Annotated in this window: 17 protein-coding genes, 1 pseudogene and 1 riboswitch; of the genes and pseudogenes, 13 read left to right on the plus strand and 5 right to left on the minus strand. The window is 72.2% G+C overall.

The features are described 5' to 3' along the window. Nucleotides 1–213 precede the first annotated feature (213 nt). The 6 genes and pseudogenes from BN1187_RS04185 to BN1187_RS04205 all read left to right on the plus strand — a co-directional run bounded on the left by BN1187_RS04185 (nucleotide 214) and on the right by BN1187_RS04205 (nucleotide 6,147). Complete coding sequence (locus BN1187_RS04185; protein WP_052462268.1) at nucleotides 214–1,245, plus strand: L,D-transpeptidase family protein; 1,032 nt, start codon at nucleotides 214–216, stop codon at nucleotides 1,243–1,245. 351 nt (nucleotides 1,246–1,596) lie between these two features. After that, a pseudogene (locus BN1187_RS04190) lies at nucleotides 1,597–2,325 on the plus strand (alpha/beta fold hydrolase); the annotation flags it as partial. A gap of 7 nt (nucleotides 2,326–2,332) precedes the next feature. Then, complete coding sequence (locus BN1187_RS04195) at nucleotides 2,333–3,919, plus strand: glycoside hydrolase family 15 protein (protein WP_235750586.1); 1,587 nt, start codon at nucleotides 2,333–2,335, stop codon at nucleotides 3,917–3,919. Further along, nucleotides 3,919–4,125 (plus strand): glycoside hydrolase family 15 protein, encoded by a 207-nt coding sequence (locus tag BN1187_RS14815; RefSeq protein ID WP_235750587.1) that lies wholly within the window; start codon nucleotides 3,919–3,921, stop codon nucleotides 4,123–4,125. Before BN1187_RS04195 ends, BN1187_RS14815 begins: the two co-directional genes overlap by 1 nt. A gap of 317 nt (nucleotides 4,126–4,442) precedes the next feature. Next, on the plus strand, nucleotides 4,443–5,654 hold the full coding sequence (locus BN1187_RS04200) for a MarP family serine protease (RefSeq protein WP_052462270.1): 1,212 nt from the start codon (nucleotides 4,443–4,445) through the stop codon (nucleotides 5,652–5,654). Between the two features lie 73 nt (nucleotides 5,655–5,727). Then, nucleotides 5,728–6,147, plus strand: a complete 420-nt coding sequence (locus BN1187_RS04205) for a hypothetical protein (RefSeq protein ID WP_040159013.1) — start codon at nucleotides 5,728–5,730, stop codon at nucleotides 6,145–6,147. 35 nt (nucleotides 6,148–6,182) lie between these two features. On the opposite strand, the gene BN1187_RS04210 is transcribed toward BN1187_RS04205, so the two are convergent. Continuing rightward, nucleotides 6,183–6,962 carry an alpha/beta fold hydrolase gene (locus BN1187_RS04210; RefSeq protein ID WP_052462271.1) on the minus strand — a complete coding sequence of 260 codons (780 nt, stop codon included), beginning with the start codon at nucleotides 6,960–6,962 and terminating at the stop codon, nucleotides 6,183–6,185. A gap of 212 nt (nucleotides 6,963–7,174) precedes the next feature. On the opposite strand from BN1187_RS04210, the gene BN1187_RS04215 reads away from it, so the two are divergent. Further along, complete coding sequence (locus BN1187_RS04215) at nucleotides 7,175–7,867, plus strand: superoxide dismutase family protein (RefSeq protein ID WP_040159015.1); 693 nt, start codon at nucleotides 7,175–7,177, stop codon at nucleotides 7,865–7,867. A gap of 154 nt (nucleotides 7,868–8,021) precedes the next feature. Continuing rightward, nucleotides 8,022–9,557 carry a malate dehydrogenase (quinone) gene (gene mqo / locus BN1187_RS04220; RefSeq protein ID WP_072041948.1) on the plus strand — a complete coding sequence of 512 codons (1,536 nt, stop codon included), beginning with the start codon at nucleotides 8,022–8,024 and terminating at the stop codon, nucleotides 9,555–9,557. 71 nt (nucleotides 9,558–9,628) lie between these two features. Here the strand turns inward: mqo and BN1187_RS04225 are convergent, their stop codons facing one another. After that, on the minus strand, nucleotides 9,629–10,285 hold the full coding sequence (locus BN1187_RS04225; protein ID WP_040159019.1) for a precorrin-8X methylmutase: 657 nt from the start codon (nucleotides 10,283–10,285) through the stop codon (nucleotides 9,629–9,631). 206 nt (nucleotides 10,286–10,491) lie between these two features. On the opposite strand from BN1187_RS04225, the gene BN1187_RS04230 reads away from it, so the two are divergent. The 4 genes from BN1187_RS04230 to BN1187_RS04245 are packed head-to-tail and all read left to right on the plus strand — an operon-like array spanning nucleotide 10,492 to nucleotide 13,154. After that, on the plus strand, nucleotides 10,492–11,166 hold the full coding sequence (locus tag BN1187_RS04230) for an energy-coupling factor ABC transporter permease (RefSeq protein ID WP_040159021.1): 675 nt from the start codon (nucleotides 10,492–10,494) through the stop codon (nucleotides 11,164–11,166). Further along, nucleotides 11,159–11,542: an energy-coupling factor ABC transporter substrate-binding protein gene (locus BN1187_RS04235; protein WP_082034488.1), complete on the plus strand. Its 384-nt coding sequence runs from the start codon at nucleotides 11,159–11,161 to the stop codon at nucleotides 11,540–11,542. The genes BN1187_RS04230 and BN1187_RS04235 overlap by 8 nt, the downstream gene beginning before the upstream one ends. Then, a complete protein-coding gene (gene cbiQ, locus BN1187_RS04240) occupies nucleotides 11,542–12,339 on the plus strand; it encodes a cobalt ECF transporter T component CbiQ (protein ID WP_040159023.1) in 798 nt (265 codons plus the stop codon). The genes BN1187_RS04235 and cbiQ overlap by 1 nt, the downstream gene beginning before the upstream one ends. After that, complete coding sequence (locus BN1187_RS04245; protein WP_040159953.1) at nucleotides 12,336–13,154, plus strand: energy-coupling factor ABC transporter ATP-binding protein; 819 nt, start codon at nucleotides 12,336–12,338, stop codon at nucleotides 13,152–13,154. Before cbiQ ends, BN1187_RS04245 begins: the two co-directional genes overlap by 4 nt. A gap of 72 nt (nucleotides 13,155–13,226) precedes the next feature. Here the strand turns inward: BN1187_RS04245 and cbiT are convergent, their stop codons facing one another. Then, nucleotides 13,227–13,832, minus strand: a complete 606-nt coding sequence (cbiT, locus tag BN1187_RS04250; RefSeq protein ID WP_052462272.1) for a precorrin-6Y C5,15-methyltransferase (decarboxylating) subunit CbiT — start codon at nucleotides 13,830–13,832, stop codon at nucleotides 13,227–13,229. 120 nt (nucleotides 13,833–13,952) lie between these two features. Further along, nucleotides 13,953–14,037: riboswitch (cobalamin riboswitch) on the plus strand. A 51-nt stretch (nucleotides 14,038–14,088) separates the two neighbouring features. On the opposite strand from cbiT, the gene cobA reads away from it, so the two are divergent. Further along, the gene (cobA, locus tag BN1187_RS04255; protein WP_040159026.1) at nucleotides 14,089–14,859 is read left to right on the plus strand and encodes a uroporphyrinogen-III C-methyltransferase; all 771 of its coding nucleotides are present in this window, start codon (nucleotides 14,089–14,091) and stop codon (nucleotides 14,857–14,859) included. Here the strand turns inward: cobA and BN1187_RS04260 are convergent. Both BN1187_RS04260 and BN1187_RS04265 read right to left on the minus strand, forming a co-directional pair. Further along, nucleotides 14,825–15,685 carry a cobalt-precorrin-6A reductase gene (locus tag BN1187_RS04260; protein WP_040159028.1) on the minus strand — a complete coding sequence of 287 codons (861 nt, stop codon included), beginning with the start codon at nucleotides 15,683–15,685 and terminating at the stop codon, nucleotides 14,825–14,827. The genes cobA and BN1187_RS04260 overlap by 35 nt on opposite strands. 1 nt (nucleotide 15,686) lies before the next feature. Next, a complete protein-coding gene (locus tag BN1187_RS04265; RefSeq protein ID WP_235750588.1) occupies nucleotides 15,687–16,928 on the minus strand; it encodes an LCP family glycopolymer transferase in 1,242 nt (413 codons plus the stop codon). Nucleotides 16,929–16,977 lie beyond the last annotated feature (49 nt).

Here is a 16,977-nt window from a genome sequence, read left to right on the forward strand (position 1 = left end):
TCAGGATCTGGACGATCCCCTCCTCCCGTGGACGTTCTCGCGCTGCGACCACCGGACCCGGAGACCGACGGACTCCCGGCGGGGACGCGCACGACGCGCCCACACGTGCGGACAAGTGTCTCAATGAACCGACGCCGGGTTATCTTTGTTATGCAGCCGTCGTCATGTCATCGACCCGTTGCTGCCCCGCATCGCCAGAGAAAGCCCCGCGTCGTGAACGACTTCCCCACAAGTACCCGCCGCACCGTCCTTCTACCCGCCGCCGCATGCCTGACAGTCCTGCTCGCCGGCTGCGGCATCGTGCAGCCCGGAACCCGCCCCCACGACGCCCTCGCCGGTCCGCACGCGGCCGAGCCCGCCCCGGCGGCGTCCTCCTCGGCACCCGCCGCCGCGACTCTCGTGCAGCCCGGAACCCGCCCCCACGACGCCCTCGCCGGTCCGCACGCGGCCGAGCCCGCCCCGGCGGCGTCCTCCTCGGCACCCGCCGCCGCGACTCCGTCCGACGCCGCGACCCCGGCGGCGTCCCCCGCCCCGAGCGCGTCCGCCACACCGACCGCGCCGTCCCTGCCCGCCCTCAGCGCCGCGGCTCAGCAGGAGTACGGCCCGTGCCTCACCGAGCGCGTGGGCCTGGGCAGCCGCGGCACGTGCGCCACCCTGCTGCAGTCGAAGCTCGGGGACCTCGGCTTCTACGAGGGCTCTTCTAAGAAGAAGCGGTTCGCGGTCAGCCAGGTCAACGCGTTGCTCAATTACCAGCGCTCCCGGGACCTGTCCAGCGCGGACGGCGTCGCCGGCAAGGAGACCTGGTACGCGCTCGCCAGCGGCAAGCCCGCCCGCTCGACGGCGTTGCCGGCAGAGTGCCAGGTGGACGGCGTCGCGCTGTGCGTCGACCAGGGCGCCCGCACGCTGAGGTACGTGAAGGACGGCGCGGTCGTGAAGACGTTCAACGTGCGCCTCGGTGGCTTCACGTCGGACGCGAAGACGCATCAGTGGCGCGTCTTCCCGACCGCGAACGGCGACTACAAGGTGTACGACAAGCAGAAGAGCCCGTACTCGAAGACGTACGGATACGGCGCCATGCCCTACAGCGTGATGTTCCACCCCGACATGTACGTGCACTACTCGTCCGGCTTTCGCAGCGACGGGTACGCCCGCTCCAGCCACGGCTGTGTGAACGTCGGTTCCCTGAAGGACATGAAGTGGATCTACCGCAACACGCCGATCGGGGCGGCGGTCCACGTCTACTGACGTAGCGCCGCACGCAGTCGCGGACGCAGGTCCCTCTCGGCTGGGCGCACCAGGGAACTTTCCCCGCTCACAAGGTGAGATAACGCTGTGAATAACCGGAAAGTTCGGACGCCCCCCCGATGCATGATGACGGGTGGCGACCCCCGGTTGAGTCGAATCCGCGTTCAGGAGCGCCATCTCTGCCACCGAACCCACCTTCTCGCGCCGTGCCGTCGCGGTAGGCCAGAGCCGGGTATCGGCGCTGCAGTGGCGGCCGTCGTGCCCGAGCAGGGGGGACGTCCTGCTGCTGCACGGGGGTGGCATCGATTCCGCCGAGCTGTCGTGGGGTGAGGTCGGGCCGCGGCTGGGCGCGAAGGCTGGCACGTCATCGCGCCGGATCTTCCGGGCTACGGCGCCTCACCTGCCGCGTGCTGGTCTGCCACTCAGCACAACCTGGAGAGCCACCTCGCCACGCTCATCGACGCGTTGGCGGCCGAAGGCTTCGGTGCCGCCGGCCTCTCGCTCGGCGGGCTGTCCGTGGGTGGCGGCGTCGCCCTCGGGTACGCCCTGGACCACCCCGGACGCCTCACCGGCCTCGTGCTCGTGGACAGCTACGGCCTGCAGCCGCCCCGGTCGGAGAGGACGCTGGCGCCGATGTGGCATCTGATCGCGTGGGCCAGCGTCCAGTCCCGCCTGACGGAGTGGACGTACCGCCTGTCGAGCCGCAGCGACTGGATGCTGCGCTGGAGCCTGCGACAGGTCGTGCGGCGTCCGGGACGCATCACCGACGAGTTCTTCGCCGCCGTCCGCAAGGCGGCGCACAGCGACCTGAGCACCTTCCTCGACTGGCAGCGCGACCAGGTGCGACCGCAGCGCGTCCGTACGTCGTACTTCGGCCGGCTGGGCGAGCTGACCGTCCCCACGCTGCTGTTACACGGCGAGAGCGACCTCACCGTCCCGGTCGACCACGCCCGCCGCGCCGCCATCGTCGTGCCGGACGCCGAGCTCGTGATCTCCCGCGGGTCCGGACACTGGGTGCAGCGCGACGACCCCGACCTGGCGGTCTCGTCCATCAACTCCTTCTTGGCGGGCGTGTCATAGTGATGCCATGACAGCAGGGGCAGCCCAACCGCCGATCGCCGACTACGCGCTCCTGTCCGACCGGCAGACGGCCGCCCTCGTCGCGCACGGCAGCGTCGACTGGATGTGCCTCCCCCGCTTCGACTCCGCCTCGGCGTTCACCCGCCTGCTCGGGGACGCCGACGCCAGCCGGTGGCTCATCGCCCCGGTCGGCGGGACGAGCGAGTCGCGGGCCTACCGCGACGCCAGCTTCATCCTCGACACCCACTGGCGGACGCCGACCGGCGCCGCGATCAGCACCGACTTCATGCCCACCCCCTCCGGGGAACACCAGGTGCACCTTTTGCGGGGCATCGAGTGCACCGAGGGGACGACCGAGGTGGTCGTCGAGCTGACGGTCCGCTTCGACTACGGCCGCGTGACGCCGTGGGTGCGCCAACTCCCCGGCGACGACGGCCCCGTCCTCTCAATGATCGCCGGCCCGGACGCGCTGACCTTCCACGGTCCTGAGCTCACCCCGGACGGCCGGGCGCACCGGGGCACGTTCACCCTGACCGCCGGGCAGCGCCTCGACTGGACGATGACGTGGCGGCCGTCCCACAAGGACCTTCCCGCCCCGCTGGACGCCTCCGGCTTGGCCGCCCGCACCCTCGCCGACTGGCAGGCCTGGAGCGACGCGGTGCACGCGCCGTGCCGGTGGGCGCCCGCGGTCGACCGCTCGATGGCTGTGCTACGCGCCCTCACCCTGCACAGCACCGGCGGCGTCGTGGCGGCCCCGACCACATCGCTGCCCGAGGTGCTCGGCGGTGAACGCAACTGGGACTACCGGCACTGCTGGCTGCGCGACTCCGCGTTCACGATCTCGGTGCTGGCCGGGCGTGGCCACCACCACCTCGCCGGGCAGTGGCGCGACTGGCTCCTGCGCGCGATCGCCGGCGACCCGGACGACCTGCAGATCATGTACGGGGTCGACGGCGAGCGGCGCCTGCCCGAGCAGACCCTCGACCACCTCGCCGGCTACGCGGCGTCCGAGCCGGTGCGCATCGGCAACGGCGCGGTGACCCAGTACCAGGCCGACGTCGTGGGCGAGGTGATCGTCGCGCTGGCGAGGCTGCGGGAGGCGGGGATGCCCGAGGACCGCTTCTCGTGGTCGCTGCAGCGCAGCCTGCTGCGCCTGCTCGATGCCCGCTTCGACGTGCCCGACCACGGCATCTGGGAGGTCCGCGGCGAGCCCCGACACTTCACCCACGGCCGGGTGATGATGTGGGCCGCCTACGACGCCGCCGTCCGCGGGGCCACCGAGCACGACCTGCCGGGACCGGTGGACGCGTGGCGTGACCGGCGCGACCGGCTGCGCTCCACCATCCTGTCCACCGGCGTCCGCGACGGGGCGTTCGTCCAGCACGACGAGACCGACCAGGTGGACGCCGCGCTGCTCCAACTGCCGCAGGTCGGGTTCGTGGCCGCGGACGACCCGCTGATGCTCGCCACCGTCGAGCGCATCGAGCGCGAGCTCATCGACGCCAACGGCTTCGTCCGGCGCTACCTCCCCGGCGACGACGACGGCCTGCGCGGCACGGAGGGGTCGTTCCTGATGTGCAGGGGTCGTTCCTGATGTGCAGCTTCTGGCTGGTCGAGCAGTACGCGCGCAGCGGGCGCGGGGACGACGCGGTCGCCCTCATGGAACGGCTGGTCGCCGTCCGCAACGACGTCGACCTGCTCTCGGAGGAGTACGACGCCGAGAACGGACGCATGCTCGGCAACTTCCCGCAGGCGTTCAGTCACTTGGCGCTCATCCGCGCCGCGGACGCGCTCAGTTGAGCTGGTCGCCGGGATCCTGAACGAGAAGTCTCGACCGATCACGGACGTCTGGTGGCGGGACGTCCCAAGGCCTCGCCACCGCCGAGGCTGAGGAGTCCGCCCGCCGCGACGGCGGAAAGTCGGGACCAGGGGCTGGGCGGGGGACGACCGTTCGCGCAGCCCGGGGGTGACCGCGCGCGACCGTGGTCCTCTCCGGGAGGTCGGCGGCGGCACCGTGGACCGATGCGCGGTCGCCCGCGGCGTCCTCGGAGCCCGCGCCCACCCGGATCCGCTTGTGCGCACCGGAAACAATGGTCACGACCACACCCCGGAAAGGCATGACCATGCTTCCCGTGCTCGACATCGTCCTCGTCGTGATCCTGCTGCTCTACGTGGCGCGCGGCTTCCGGCGCGGTCTCGTCGCCATCGCGACCAGCCTCATCGGGCTGATCCTCGGCGTCGGGCTGGCGCTATGGCTGGCTCCCCTCGTCCTGGCGCGCTTCCCCGCCGTCGAAGGCGACACCATGCTGCGCACCGTGCTGCTGCTGGCCGCGATCCTGCTCTGCGGCGCGCTCGGCGAGGGCCTGATCGGCAGCCTCGGACGCCGCCTGCGCTCGGCGACAGACAGGGTGGGGCCACTCCGGTTCATCGACGCCACGCTGGGCGCGGTCGCCGGCGGGGTGGTGGCCGCGCTCGTGATGTGGGTGGTCGCCCTGGCGGCGCAGCCGATCATCCCGTCCACCTGGGCCCGTCAGCTCGACCGCTCCCGCGTCCTGACCACGATCGACCGCTCGATGCCCGACCAGGCGGGCCGGGTCATGAGCAGCCTCACCGACGCGCTCGACTCCTCCGGCTTCCCCGAGGTGTTCAGCGGACTGGGCAAGGAACCGTCCATCGCCGCCCCGGAGCCCGACTCCGGCGCCGCGCAGACCGCGGGCGTCCGTCGGGCGGCGGCCAGCATCGTGCGGGTGGACGCCCAGGCGCCCCGCTGCTTCCGCTCGCAGGAGGGCAGCGGCTGGGTCTCGGCGACCAACCGGGTCGTCACGAACGCGCACGTCGTCGCAGGGTCCGACACCGTCGAGGTGCGCGTCGGCGGCACCGGGGCCCCGCACCGGGCCCGGGTGGTCTCGTTCGACCCGCAGCTCGACATCGCGGTGCTGTCGGTCCCCGGCCTGGACGCCCGCCCGCTGCAGCGCTCCGGCGCGCTGAGCGCGCGCAGCAGCGGGGTCGTCGCCGGCTTCCCGCAGGGCGGCCCCTACACCGTGGACGCCGCCCGCGTCCGCGGGACCATCGCCGCCACCGGCGCCGACATCTATGGCGAGCAGGGCGTGCGACGGGAGATCTACGCGCTGCGCACCACGGTGCAGCCGGGCAACTCGGGCGGTCCGCTGTTGACCCCGGACGGCCGCGTCGCCGGCACCGTGTTCGCCCGCTCCACCACCGACCCGAGCACCGGCTATGCCCTGACGAACGCCGCGACCGCGGCCGTCATCGACGCCGGCGCCCGCGATACCACCCCGGCCGGGACGGGAGCCTGCTCGGCGGGGTGACCGCCCAGTGCTCGCCGTGGCCGCCCTCGGGGAGGGGTCCCACGGCGAGCGCTGGGTACCTAGACTGCAGACCATGACACAACACAATGGACCGGCCGCCCACGACCCCGTTGCGCCCCGCGACGCGAAGGCGGACGCAGGGGCGACCGCGGCGTCCCAGGGGCCCCGCGATGAGCGCCCTGAGGGGGACGCCGCCCTCGAGACCTGGTGGGCCGGCCTCGGCCCCGAGGAGAAGGTGCTCGTCGAGGACGCCGTCCGCCTCGACCAGGGCGAGGGCCTCGAGGTGCTGCAGGAGGCCGCTCCGGCCGGCGTCCAGCTGCTGAAGGGCAAGAAGCTCACCCCGGGCGTGGTCGAGTTTGTCCGCCGCCAGCCCGACTACGAGGCGCGGTTCGCGATCACGGACAACACCGCGCGCATCGACTCCGACGTGATGGGGCGGGACATCGTCCCCGATTCGCACGCACAGAACAGGCCCCTCACCGGCGAGCGCTAGGCGTACCGGCCCGGAACGCCGATCGATCGTGCAGGTCAGCCCCGCCGACGGGCGCGCTGCCACAGATCGCGCAGGATCGCGGCGACCTCGCGTGGGGCCTCGACCGGCAGGAGGTGGCCGCGTCCCTCGAGGGTGTCGACGGTGACGCCCAGCGCACCCGCCATGTCCCTCTGGCTGCCGGCGTCCATCAGCGGGTCGTCGGAGCCGTGGATCACGGCGGCGGGGATGTCGAGTTGCTTCAGCACGCGCGTCCGGTCGGGGCGCGCCGCCATAGCCCGCTGGCACCAGGCGACGCCGTCCGCCGGAGCCTCGGCCAGCCAGCCCTCGACGGCCCGGACGATCTCGGCTTGCTTCTCGCGGGTCGCCGGCGCGAGGACCTTGTCGATCATCGGCGCGACGAGCCCGGCGGGGTCTTCGCCGGCCTCGGCCTTCTCGGCCATGTCGATGCGGTTCGTCCGGGCGGCGTCGTCGTCCGCGGATGCCTTCGTCCCCACCAGGCCGATCCCGGCCAGCCGCTGCGGGACCAGGTCGGCCAGCGCGAGCGCCACGTAGCCGCCCATCGAGTTGCCCGCCACGACGAAGCGGTCGATCCCGCGGTCCTCCAGGGCGTTCAGCAGGGTCTGAGCGTAGTTCTCGAGGGAGGGGTCGGCGTCCGTTGTCGCGCCGCCGAAGCCCGGCGGGTCGACGGCGATGATGTCGCCGGCGAGTTGCTTGCGCACGGCCTCCCAGACGCGGGAGTCGAGGGGGAACGGCGCAAGCAGCACCAACGGCAGGTCGGATCGCTCACCCGAGGCGGTCAAAGTCACGGTTGCCATGGGCCCACTCTGCCAGGACGGGGCGCCGCCCTGGTCGGCGGGCGGCGCGGGATCGTCCCCGGGACCCGGTCACGATCCAGGCACTCCTTGCTGAGGAAGGTACCGAATGCGCCCGTGCGCATTCGTCCGGGCGGCTGCCCCTTGTCCTGTCGGGGCGGCAGGGAGTAAGAGGTGGGCTGGACCTGCTGGTATCGATCAACGGAGAAGAAACCATGCGTGCGACATCCCTCATCCCGGTCGCGGCGTTGGCCGCCCTGACCCTCACCGCGTGCACCACGACGCCCGCTGCCACGACGTCCCCGACGCCGGGCGACACCGTGACGGCCGCGCCGAGCGCGTCCCCGTCCGACGCCACCCCGACCGACGCCACCCCGACTGACGCCACCCCGACCGCGGCGCCGGACGGTGCACCGTTCGCATCGGCACCCCTCGTCTCCCCGCAGGGCACCCAGATCGGCACCGTCGACGTCACCGAGACCGGCACGGGTGTCCGTGTCCATGTCCGGGCGGATTCAGGGCTGCAGACAGGCTTCCACGGGCTGCACCTGCACGCGATCGGCAAGTGCGAGGCGAACTCGGCCGACCCGACCGACGCCAACAACACCGGCGACTTCAATTCCGCCAGCGGCCACCTGGCCGGCGACGGGGACGCCCACCCCAATCACGTGGGCGACCTGCCGCCGCTGTACGTCCGCCAGGACGGCTCCGGCGAGCTGACCACCGTCAGCGACCGGTTGACCCGCCAGCTCGTCCTCGACCAGGACGGCACGGCCCTCATCGTCCACTCCGGCGCCGACAACTTCGCGAACATCCCGACGCGGTACGCCTCCGCCGGCCCCGACGAGGAGACGCACAAGGCCGGCGACGCGGGCCAGCGGGTCGCCTGCGCCGCCCTCAACGGCTGATCGACCACCCGGCGGGGCTCCGACCAGACGAAATCGCCGCGAAGATCCCCGCCGGGTTTCCTCCTGCTCGGTTGGACGCCTAGATTTAGGTCGTCCCGTGTGTGCAAGGACAGCCGCCGGGCTGCACCAATCATTAGCCAGAGGAGCCGTAGTCGTGTCATCCAAGCCAGGTACGAAACCACCAGCCACCTACGAATGCGACGTGGCCCTGGTCGGAGGTGGCATCCTCAGCGCCACCTTCGGCATGATGCTGCACCACCTGCAGCCGGACTGGACGATCCACGGCTACGAGCGCCTGCCCAAGGTGGCGAAGGAGTCGTCCAACCCGTGGAACAACGCCGGCACGGGCCACTCCGGGTTGTGCGAGCTCAACTACACCCCGCTGCGCGACGGCGTCATCGACACGTCGAAGGCCGTCAAGACCAACGAGGATTTCCAGGTCAGCCGCCAGCTGTGGAGCTACTTCGTCGAGAACGGCGTCCTGGGTCACCCGGACACCTTCATCAACAAGAGCGCGCACATGTCGCTCGTGCACGGTCGCGACGACATCGAGTTCCTGCGTAAGCGTCAGGAGACGCTGCGCACGCTGCCGACGTTCTCGTCCATGGAGTTCTCCGAAGACCGAGACCAGATCGCCGAATGGGCGCCGCTGCTCGTCGAGGGACGCGACCTGAACGACGAGATCGCCGTCACGTGGGATCCCGAGGGCACCGATGTGAACTTCGGTTCGCTGACCCGCCAGTTCTTCAACTACCTCTCCTACCACGGGGTGAAGGTGGAGACGAGCCGCGAGGTCACGGACATGACCCAGAACCCCGACGGCAGCTGGACGCTCGACATCCACGACACCGGACGCCGCGGCGAGCGCGGGCCCGACAAGCGCATCCGCGCGAAGTTCGTCTTCGTCGGCGCGGGCGGCTGGGCGCTGAAGCTCATGCAGCGCGCGGGCCTGCCCGAGGTGGACGGCTACGGCCTGTTCCCCGTCTCCGGCAAGTGGCTCTACACCACCGATCCGACGATCGTGCCCCGGCACACAGTGAAGGTCTACGCCAAGCCGCCGGTGGGCGCCCCGCCGATGTCGAACCCGCACATGGACGCTCGCCTCATCAACGGCGCGCGCTCGGTGCTGTTCGGCCCCTACGCCGGGATGAACCCGAAGTTCCTGAAGAACGGGTCTGTCCTCGACCTGCCGATGTCGATCCGTCCCCACAACATCAAGCCGATGCTGGACGTGGCCGTCGACAACCTCGACCTCGTCAAGATGCTCGCCGGCATGGTGCTGGAGACGAAGCCGATGCAGGAGAACGACCTGCGCGACTTCTACCCTCTGGCCGACATCGCCGACTGGCGCATCCTGCACGCGGGCCAGCGGGCGCAGATCATCAAGCCCGACAAGACCGACCGCGGCAAGCTGGAGTTCGGCACCGAGATCATCACGTCGCGGGACGGCTCCGTCGCCGGCGTCCTGGGGGCGTCCCCGGGCGCGTCGACCGCCGTGCCGATCATGCTCGAACTGCTGAAGACCTGCTTCCCGAGCAAGGCCGACGAGTGGCGCCCGAAGCTTCAGGAGGTCATCCCGACGCTCGGCAAGACGCTGACCGATGATCCCGACCTCGCGTTCGAGACGCTGACCCGGACGGCGAAGGTGCTCGACCTCGAGCCCCCGACCCACGCGAACGAGAAGGCCTGATCCTCCCGAGCTAGGAGCCGGGCCGGCGGAACGAACATTCCGCCGGCCCGGTTTCGCGTCCCTGGGGTCGGTCAGGAGCGGGCGTCGTTCGTCGTCTCCGCGGTGCTGGCGATCGCGTTGACGGCGGCGACGGCGATCGCGGAGCCGCCGCGGCGCCCATGGACGACGAGGTACTCCAGGCCGAACGGGTTCTCGGCCAGCGCGCGCTTGGAGTCGGCCGCGCCGACGAAGCCGACGGGGATGCCGATGACGCCCGCCGGCTTGATCCCCGTCTCGGAGACGACCTCCAGCAGCCGGAACAGCGCGGTCGGCGCGTTGCCGATCGCGACCACGGAGCCGGCCAGCCGTGGCTTCCACAGCTCGACGGCCGCGGCGGTCTTCGTCGTGCCGAGTTCGGCCGCCAGCGCAGGGAGGCGCGGGTCGCCGAGGTGGCAGACGACGTCGTTGTCCTGCGGCAGCCGCGAGCGGATGATGCCGGTGGCCACCATCGTCGAGTCGCACAGGATCGGCGCGCCGGCCTGCAGGGCCGTCCGGCAGGCCCGGACGACGCCGGGGCTGTAGGCGATGTCGTCCACCACGTCCGTCTGCGCGGCGGCGTGCACCATGCGGACGGCGACCTTGGCCACGTCCTCGGGCAGGCCGGACAGGTCGGTCTCGCGGCGGATGGTCGCGAACGACTCGCGGTAGATCTCCGCGCCGTCCTTCAGGTAGTCGTACGTGGCACCCATGCGTGTGTCCTCTCTTTCCCGGTTCACGCTAGCGGATCGGCGCGTTGTGAAAGGATGAGCCTCATCAGCATCCGTGCGCGCGGAGGAAGCCGGGCAGAGCCGGCACGGTCGCGCCACTGTGGACGCCCCCCGGGGCGGGAGTCAGAGACTCGGCACGCACGGATTTCCATCGAACGGGACGCGTCATCCCGGTTAGGAATCTCGGCATGCACATCGCCGAAGGCTTTTTGCCTCCCCTGCAATGCGCCCTCTGGTACGCCGCCTCGGCGCCCTTCATCATTCACGGCGCACGCGCCGTCGTCACCGAATCACGCAAGAACCCCGAAAACCGGCTCCTACTCGCCGCGGCCGGCGCGTTCACGTTCGTCCTGTCGGCCATCAAGCTGCCGTCGGTGACGGGCAGTTCCTCGCACCCCACCGGCACCGGCCTCGGGGCGGTGCTGTTCAAACCACCCGTCATGGCCTTCCTGAGCACCATCGTGCTGTTGTTCCAGGCGCTGCTCCTGGCGCACGGCGGCATCACCACCTTGGGCGCCAACGTCTTCTCGATGGGCATCGTGGGGCCGTGGGCGGGCTACGGCGTGTGGGTGCTGGCTCGCCGGCTCGGCGCGTCGCCCGCGGTCGGCATCTTCGGCGCGATGTTCGTGGCCGACCTCTCCACGTACTGCATGACGTCGGTGCAGCTCGCGATCGCCTACCCCGATCTGAGCAGCGGTTTCGTCGGCGCCCTCGTCAAGTTCCTGGGCGTGTTCGCGCTGACGCAGATCCCCCTCGCGATCGCGGAGGGCCTGCTCGGCGTCCTGGTGCTGCGGTACCTGGGACGCATCGCCCGTCCTGAGCTGCTCCGTCTCGGCGTCACGAAGGATGCGGTCCATGCCTGAGCTCGCCAACCAGTCAGCTGATCAATCCGCGAACCAGTCCGGCAGCCGCACCGCTGGGCGTCCGTGGGTGACCGCCCTTCTCGTCATCGCGCTGGTCGCCATCTTCGCCTTCTCCTTCGTGAGCGGGTCGTTGCGCAGCCAGGCCGAGGAGTCTTTCGCCGGCACCGACTCGGTGGTGACCGACATGCTCTCCGAGCGCGGCGTCACGCCCTGGTTCGAGCCGCTGTTCCAGCCGAACAGCGGCGAGGTCGAGTCGGGGCTGTTCGCGCTGCAAGCGGGGCTCGGCGGCGCCGTCCTGGGTTTCGCGCTGGGGAACCTGCGCGGACGTCGCGCAGCCCGCGCCGAGGCTCTCGACGGACCGTCCCCGACCGACTGATGCATGTCATCGCCGTCGACGACGCTGCCTGGGACAGCCCGTGGCGGAGCGTCCGTGTCGGGGAGAAAGCGCTGCTCGCCCTCGGGCTCGTGCTGACGGCGCTGCTGACCCCGGCGTGGCCAGGGTGCGTCCTCGTGGCGCTGGCCTCGCTGGGGCTCGCCGCAGGGCCGGCCCGCATCGATCTGCGTGTCCTCGGTGTCTCGATCGCGGCCCCGATGGCATTCCTCGTCATCGGGTCGGCCTCGGTGGCCCTGACCGTCGGTGACACCGTCCCAGACGCGTGGTGGTCGTGGGGGCCGCTGTCGCTGTCCGCGGCGAGCGTGGGCCGCGCCGCGGATCTGTTCGCACACGGGGTGGCCGGCACCCTTGCCCTGCTCATGCTCGCGATGACGACCCCGATGGTCGACGTGCTGACGTCGCTGCGCCGGTTTCGGGTGCCGGACGCCCTGATCGACGTCGCCTCTCTGACCTACCGGTTGCTGTTCGTCGTCGCCGACACGGCGCTCGGCATCCGGGCCGCGCAGCAGGCCCGCCTCGGGGACGCCGCGCCGGCGCGTCGGCGCTGGGCCAACACCGCGTCCGGGGCCGGGGCGCTGCTGGTCCGGGCCTGGGACCGCGCCCGGCGCCTCGAGGACGGCCTGGCTCTGCGCGGCTTCGAGAACGTGCTGACCACGCTGCCGGCGCGTCGGGACGCGTCCGTCCGATTCGTCGCGGGCTCCCTGGTCGTGCTGACGGCGATCTGGGCCGTCTGCCTGATGGCGATCACCTCCGGCTGGGCGCGGGGGTGGGCGCGATGACCGCCTTGCTCGCCGCGCTGAACCTGGACGCCGGCTACCCCGGGCGTCCGGTGCTGCAGGGCGCGTCCCTAGAGCTGACAGCGGGACGACGCACCGTCCTGCTCGGCGCGAACGGCTCGGGCAAGACGACCCTGCTGCGCTGCCTGGCCGCGGCGCACCACCCCGACCGTGGGCGGATTGAGTACGACGGCGTCCCGCTGGCGTCCGGACGCGACGCCCTGCGCACCCATCGGCGCCGCGTCCAGCTGGTGCTGCAGGACCCCGACGACCAGCTGTTCTCCGCCGACGTCACCCAGGACGTCTCCTTCGGGCCGCTCAACATGGGCCTACCCGAGGACGAAGTGCGCGCCCGCGTCGCCGAAGCCCTCGACGTTCTGGGCGTGGCGAAGCTCGCCGAACGGGCGACGCACCAACTGTCCTACGGGGAGCGCAAGCGCGTGGCGGTGGCGGGCGCGGTCGCGATGCGTCCGGGCGTCCTCCTCCTGGACGAGCCCACCGCCGGCCTCGACCCCGTCGGCGTGAGCGAGATGATCGGCGCGCTCGAGCGGCTCGGGCAGCGCGGCACGACGATCGTCATCGCCACCCACGACGTCGACCTCGCGCTCGCCTGGGCCGACGAGGCGGCGGTCGTCGAGGGTGGCCGGGTCACCACCGGCCCGGTGGTGGACGTCTTGTCCGACCCCGGGCTCCTCGACCGCGCGCACCTGCGCCGGCCGTGGCCGCTCGAGGTCGTCCGCCGGCTGGGGATCGACGCGGCACCGCGCTGCGTCGACGATGTCGTCACGCTGCTGTCCGGCGAGCCACGTCGCCCCTAGCCCGAGGGCCTTCTCGGCGGGTGACTCCTTGATCACCGCGGGGCCCTCGCGTGGGCGCGCATCCTCGGCGGGTCAGTCCTTCGTCACCGCCCACTGGACGATCGCGCGGGCGGGCGTCCAGGCGAGGAAGTTGCCGATCGTCTGCACGTGCTCCACGCCGATGCGGGTCAGCGAGCCGCCGAGGCGGCGGTAGCGTTCGGCGACGACGGCCTCGGTCTCCAGCGTGACCGCGTGCACGACGAGGCGTCCGCCGGGGCCCAGCGCGTCCCAGCAGGTGTCGACGGTCGCCACCGTGGCGCCACCGCCGACGAACACGGCGTCCGGGGTCTCGAGTCCGGACAGCGCACCCGGCAACTCCCCCGCGACGATGGTCAGCGCGTCGCCGCAGCCGAGCCGCGCGGCGTTGTCGCGGGCGCGCTCGACCCGGAGCGGGTCGCGCTCGATGCCGAGGGCGCGGTTGCCCTCGCCACTGCGGCACCACTCGATGCCCACCGCGCCGGAGCCGGCCCCCACGTCCCAGAGCAGCTCACCCGGGCGCGGCCGCAGGAACGCGAACGCGGTCGCCCGCACATGCCGCTTGGTCAACAACCCGTCGTTGACGAACACGTCGTCCGGCAGACCGGGCAGCCGGTCGCCCTGCTCGGGGACCGGCGCCGTCCTCTCGCTCAGCTCACTCACGGCGCCAACCTAGCCCGTCAGGGGGAGGCAGGGGGCCGACTCGGACGTGCCGGAGGGGCGATCCGCGTCGCCGCCGGACGTCCCGCGGCCTGGCCGCGGGGCCCGGCGGGACTGTGGCAGGATGGCACCGCCGTCCGAGGGAGGAATCCGGTGCGAGTCCGGAGCGGTCCCGCCACTGTCAGCGCGCAGCGCCAGCCAGGAACTCCGACGGGCGGATCCCGTCACCGACGCGGGCGCGGACCCGCAGGAGAACCCCATGAACAAGCAACTCAGTCCCGGCACCGTCGTCCTCGTCGGGGGCGGGCCCGGTGACGCCGACCTGCTCACCGTCGCCGGGATGCGCGCGGTCCGGCAGGCCGACGTCATCCTCTACGACAGGCTCGCCCCCCAGGACGCCCTCGCCGAGGCCCGGCCGGACGCCGAACTCGTCCCCGTCGGGAAGTGGCCGCGCGGGGAGTACACCCCGCAGGAGGAGATCAACCGGCTGCTCGTCGAGCACGCCCGGGCCGGACGCCGCGTCGTGCGGCTCAAGGGCGGAGACAACACCGTCTTCGGACGCGGCGGCGAGGAGGCCCAGGCGTGCGTCGCGGCCGGCGTCCCGGTCGAGTTCGTGCCGGGCGTGACGTCCGCGGTGGCCGCGCCGCAGCTCGCCGGCATTCCCGTGACGCATCGCTCCTTGTCGCAGGGGTTCACCGTGGTGTCCGGGCACGTCCCGCCGGGTGACGCACGCAGCCAACTCGACTGGGGCGCGCTGGCCCGCACCCGCACGACCCTGGTGATCCTGATGGGGGTGAAATACCTGCCCGAGATCACCGCGACGCTGCGCGACGCCGGCCTCGACCCGACGACCCCCGCCGCGATCGTCATGGCCGCCTGCATGCCGGGCAGCCAGACCCTGCGCGGCACCGTCTCCTCCATCGCGGACATCGCCGGGCAGCAGGGCGTCACCCCGCCCGCGATCACCGTCATCGGAGACGTCGCCGCGCTGGACCTCACGGACGCCGATCTGGCGGGCCTGGACGCCTGATCCGGCTGAGCCACGCCGCCGCGGCGGCGACGTCCGCGAGGACGGCGGCCCCCTTCGGGGACGGGGGACGCCGGACCATGACGACCGCGATGCCGAGCTCCGCGGCGGCGTCCAGCTTGGCCGCGGTGGCGTCCCCGCCGGAGTCCTTGGTGACCAGCACCCCGATGCGGTGCGAGCCCAGCAGCGCGACCTCATCGTCGAGCGCGAACGGCCCGCGCGCGGTGAGTAGCGTCCAGCCCGGCGGCAACGGCGCGTCGGGCGCGTCCGTCATGCGCGCGTACACCCGGGCGTCCGCCAACGGGTCGCGATAGGGCCCCACGCTCTGCCGGCCGACCGTGAGCAGGACGCCGTCGGGCCGTCCGGTCCCGCCGCGGCGGAGCGCCGCCCGCCGGGCCGGCAGGTCAGCCGACGACCCGTGGAGCTTCGTCGGCGCGGCGGGCGCGGTGATCAGGCCGGCCGCGACCCGAGCGGCCGCGTCGTGATCGTCCACCCAGCGCCAGCCGGCGGAGTCGGGGCGGTCCGCCCAGCCCGGACGCGACAGGCGGGCCAGCGGCGTCCCGGTCTCGGCGCAGGCGTCGGCGGCGTGCGCACTCATCCGCGCGGCGAAGGGGTGGGTGGCGTCGATCACCGCGTCCGGCGCGTCCGCGCGCAGCCAGGCCACGAGTCCGGCGACGCCGCCGAACCCGCCGGTGCGCACGCGCCCAGGCGGCAGCAGCGGCGCGGACGTCGCCCCGGCGAGCGAGGTCGTGACGTCGTGCCCCTGTGCGCCCAGCTCGGCGGCGAGCCGGCGGGCGTCCGCCGTGCCGCCGAGGACCAGGACGCGCACGCTACTTCTTGTACTTGGCCAGCGAGGACGTGTCGCCGTTCGCGATGGCCTGGAACATGGCCCTCGACTCCTGCTTGTCCCAGATCAAGGACGAGCCGGCACTCGTCGTGACCGGCGCCCCCGTCGGGACGGTGAGCGTCAGCCCGTTGCCCCGGGACACGTTGTAGAACGCCGAGCCGAGGCGGGCGACGTCCGTCATGCTGGTGCCCTCGCCGGTGGTGAGCGCCCTCGACCCCGCGGAGTTCAGCGCCCAGTACTGCACCGGGTTGATGACCGACCAGGGGCTCGCGGCCTTCTTCGCCACGGCCGCGATCATCGCCCTTTGACGCTCGACCCGGCCCAGGTCGCCGCGCGGATCCGCCTTGCGCATGCGCACGTAGCCCAGCGCGTTGACGCCGTTGAGGTTCTGGCAGCCGGCGGGCAGGTTCAGGTGGGAGTCCTTGTCGTTGATGGGCCGGTCGAGGCACATCTCGATCCCCCCGACCGCGTCGATGATGTCGACGAACCCGCCGAAGCCCACCTCGGCGTAGCCGTCCACGCGCAGCCCCGTGTTCTGCTCGATGGTCTGGACGAGCAGCTTCGGGCCGCCGAGCGCGTAGGACGCGTTGATCTTGTTCCGGCCGTGGCCGGGGATCTTGACGAAGGAGTCGCGCGGCAGCGAGATGAGCGCCGGCTGACCGGACGGGGGGATGTACAGCATCATGATCGTGTCGGTGCGCTTGCCCTCGGTCGAGCCGGTGCCGAGCTTCCTGCGCTCCTCCGACGAGAGGCCTTCGCGCGAGTCCGACCCCGCCAGCACGTACAGGTCGCCGGGCTGCTGCGCAGGACGATCCCCAGCCGGGGTGGCGTCGACCTTGCTGAGCTGACCCCACGTGATGATCGGCACGACGATCAGGTAGGCGACCCACAGCACCAGCGCGAGCAGGATCCACCGACCGATGTGGCGCTTGCGCGGCCGCTTGACCTGCGCGCGTCCCGCGCCGCCGGGCCCTGCGGGGACGGACGCGTAGGCCTGGCCGCCGCGGGCGCCCTTCCCGGGCGTCCCCAGGGGTGTGCTGTCCGGACGCGGCCTCTGGTCGAAAGCCGCCGGCGCAGCCTCGCGGTCCCTGGCGACGGGGGTCGGCTCCGGGCGCGACGCCGGGCGCTGCTCGCCCGCCGGCATCGCCCGCGTCCGGTCGGGCGCATCCTCGCCGTACCGGCCGCGCCGGTACAGCCAGTCCAGGTCGTCGTCTCGATCTGTCACCCGTCCACGGTAGCCGCGATGTCGACCCGTTTCGTGGCACCACGGGCCG

Origin of the sequence: Nigerium massiliense (genome assembly GCF_000826085.1) — a bacterium.
Classification (GTDB): domain Bacteria; phylum Actinomycetota; class Actinomycetes; order Propionibacteriales; family Propionibacteriaceae; genus Propioniciclava; species Propioniciclava massiliense.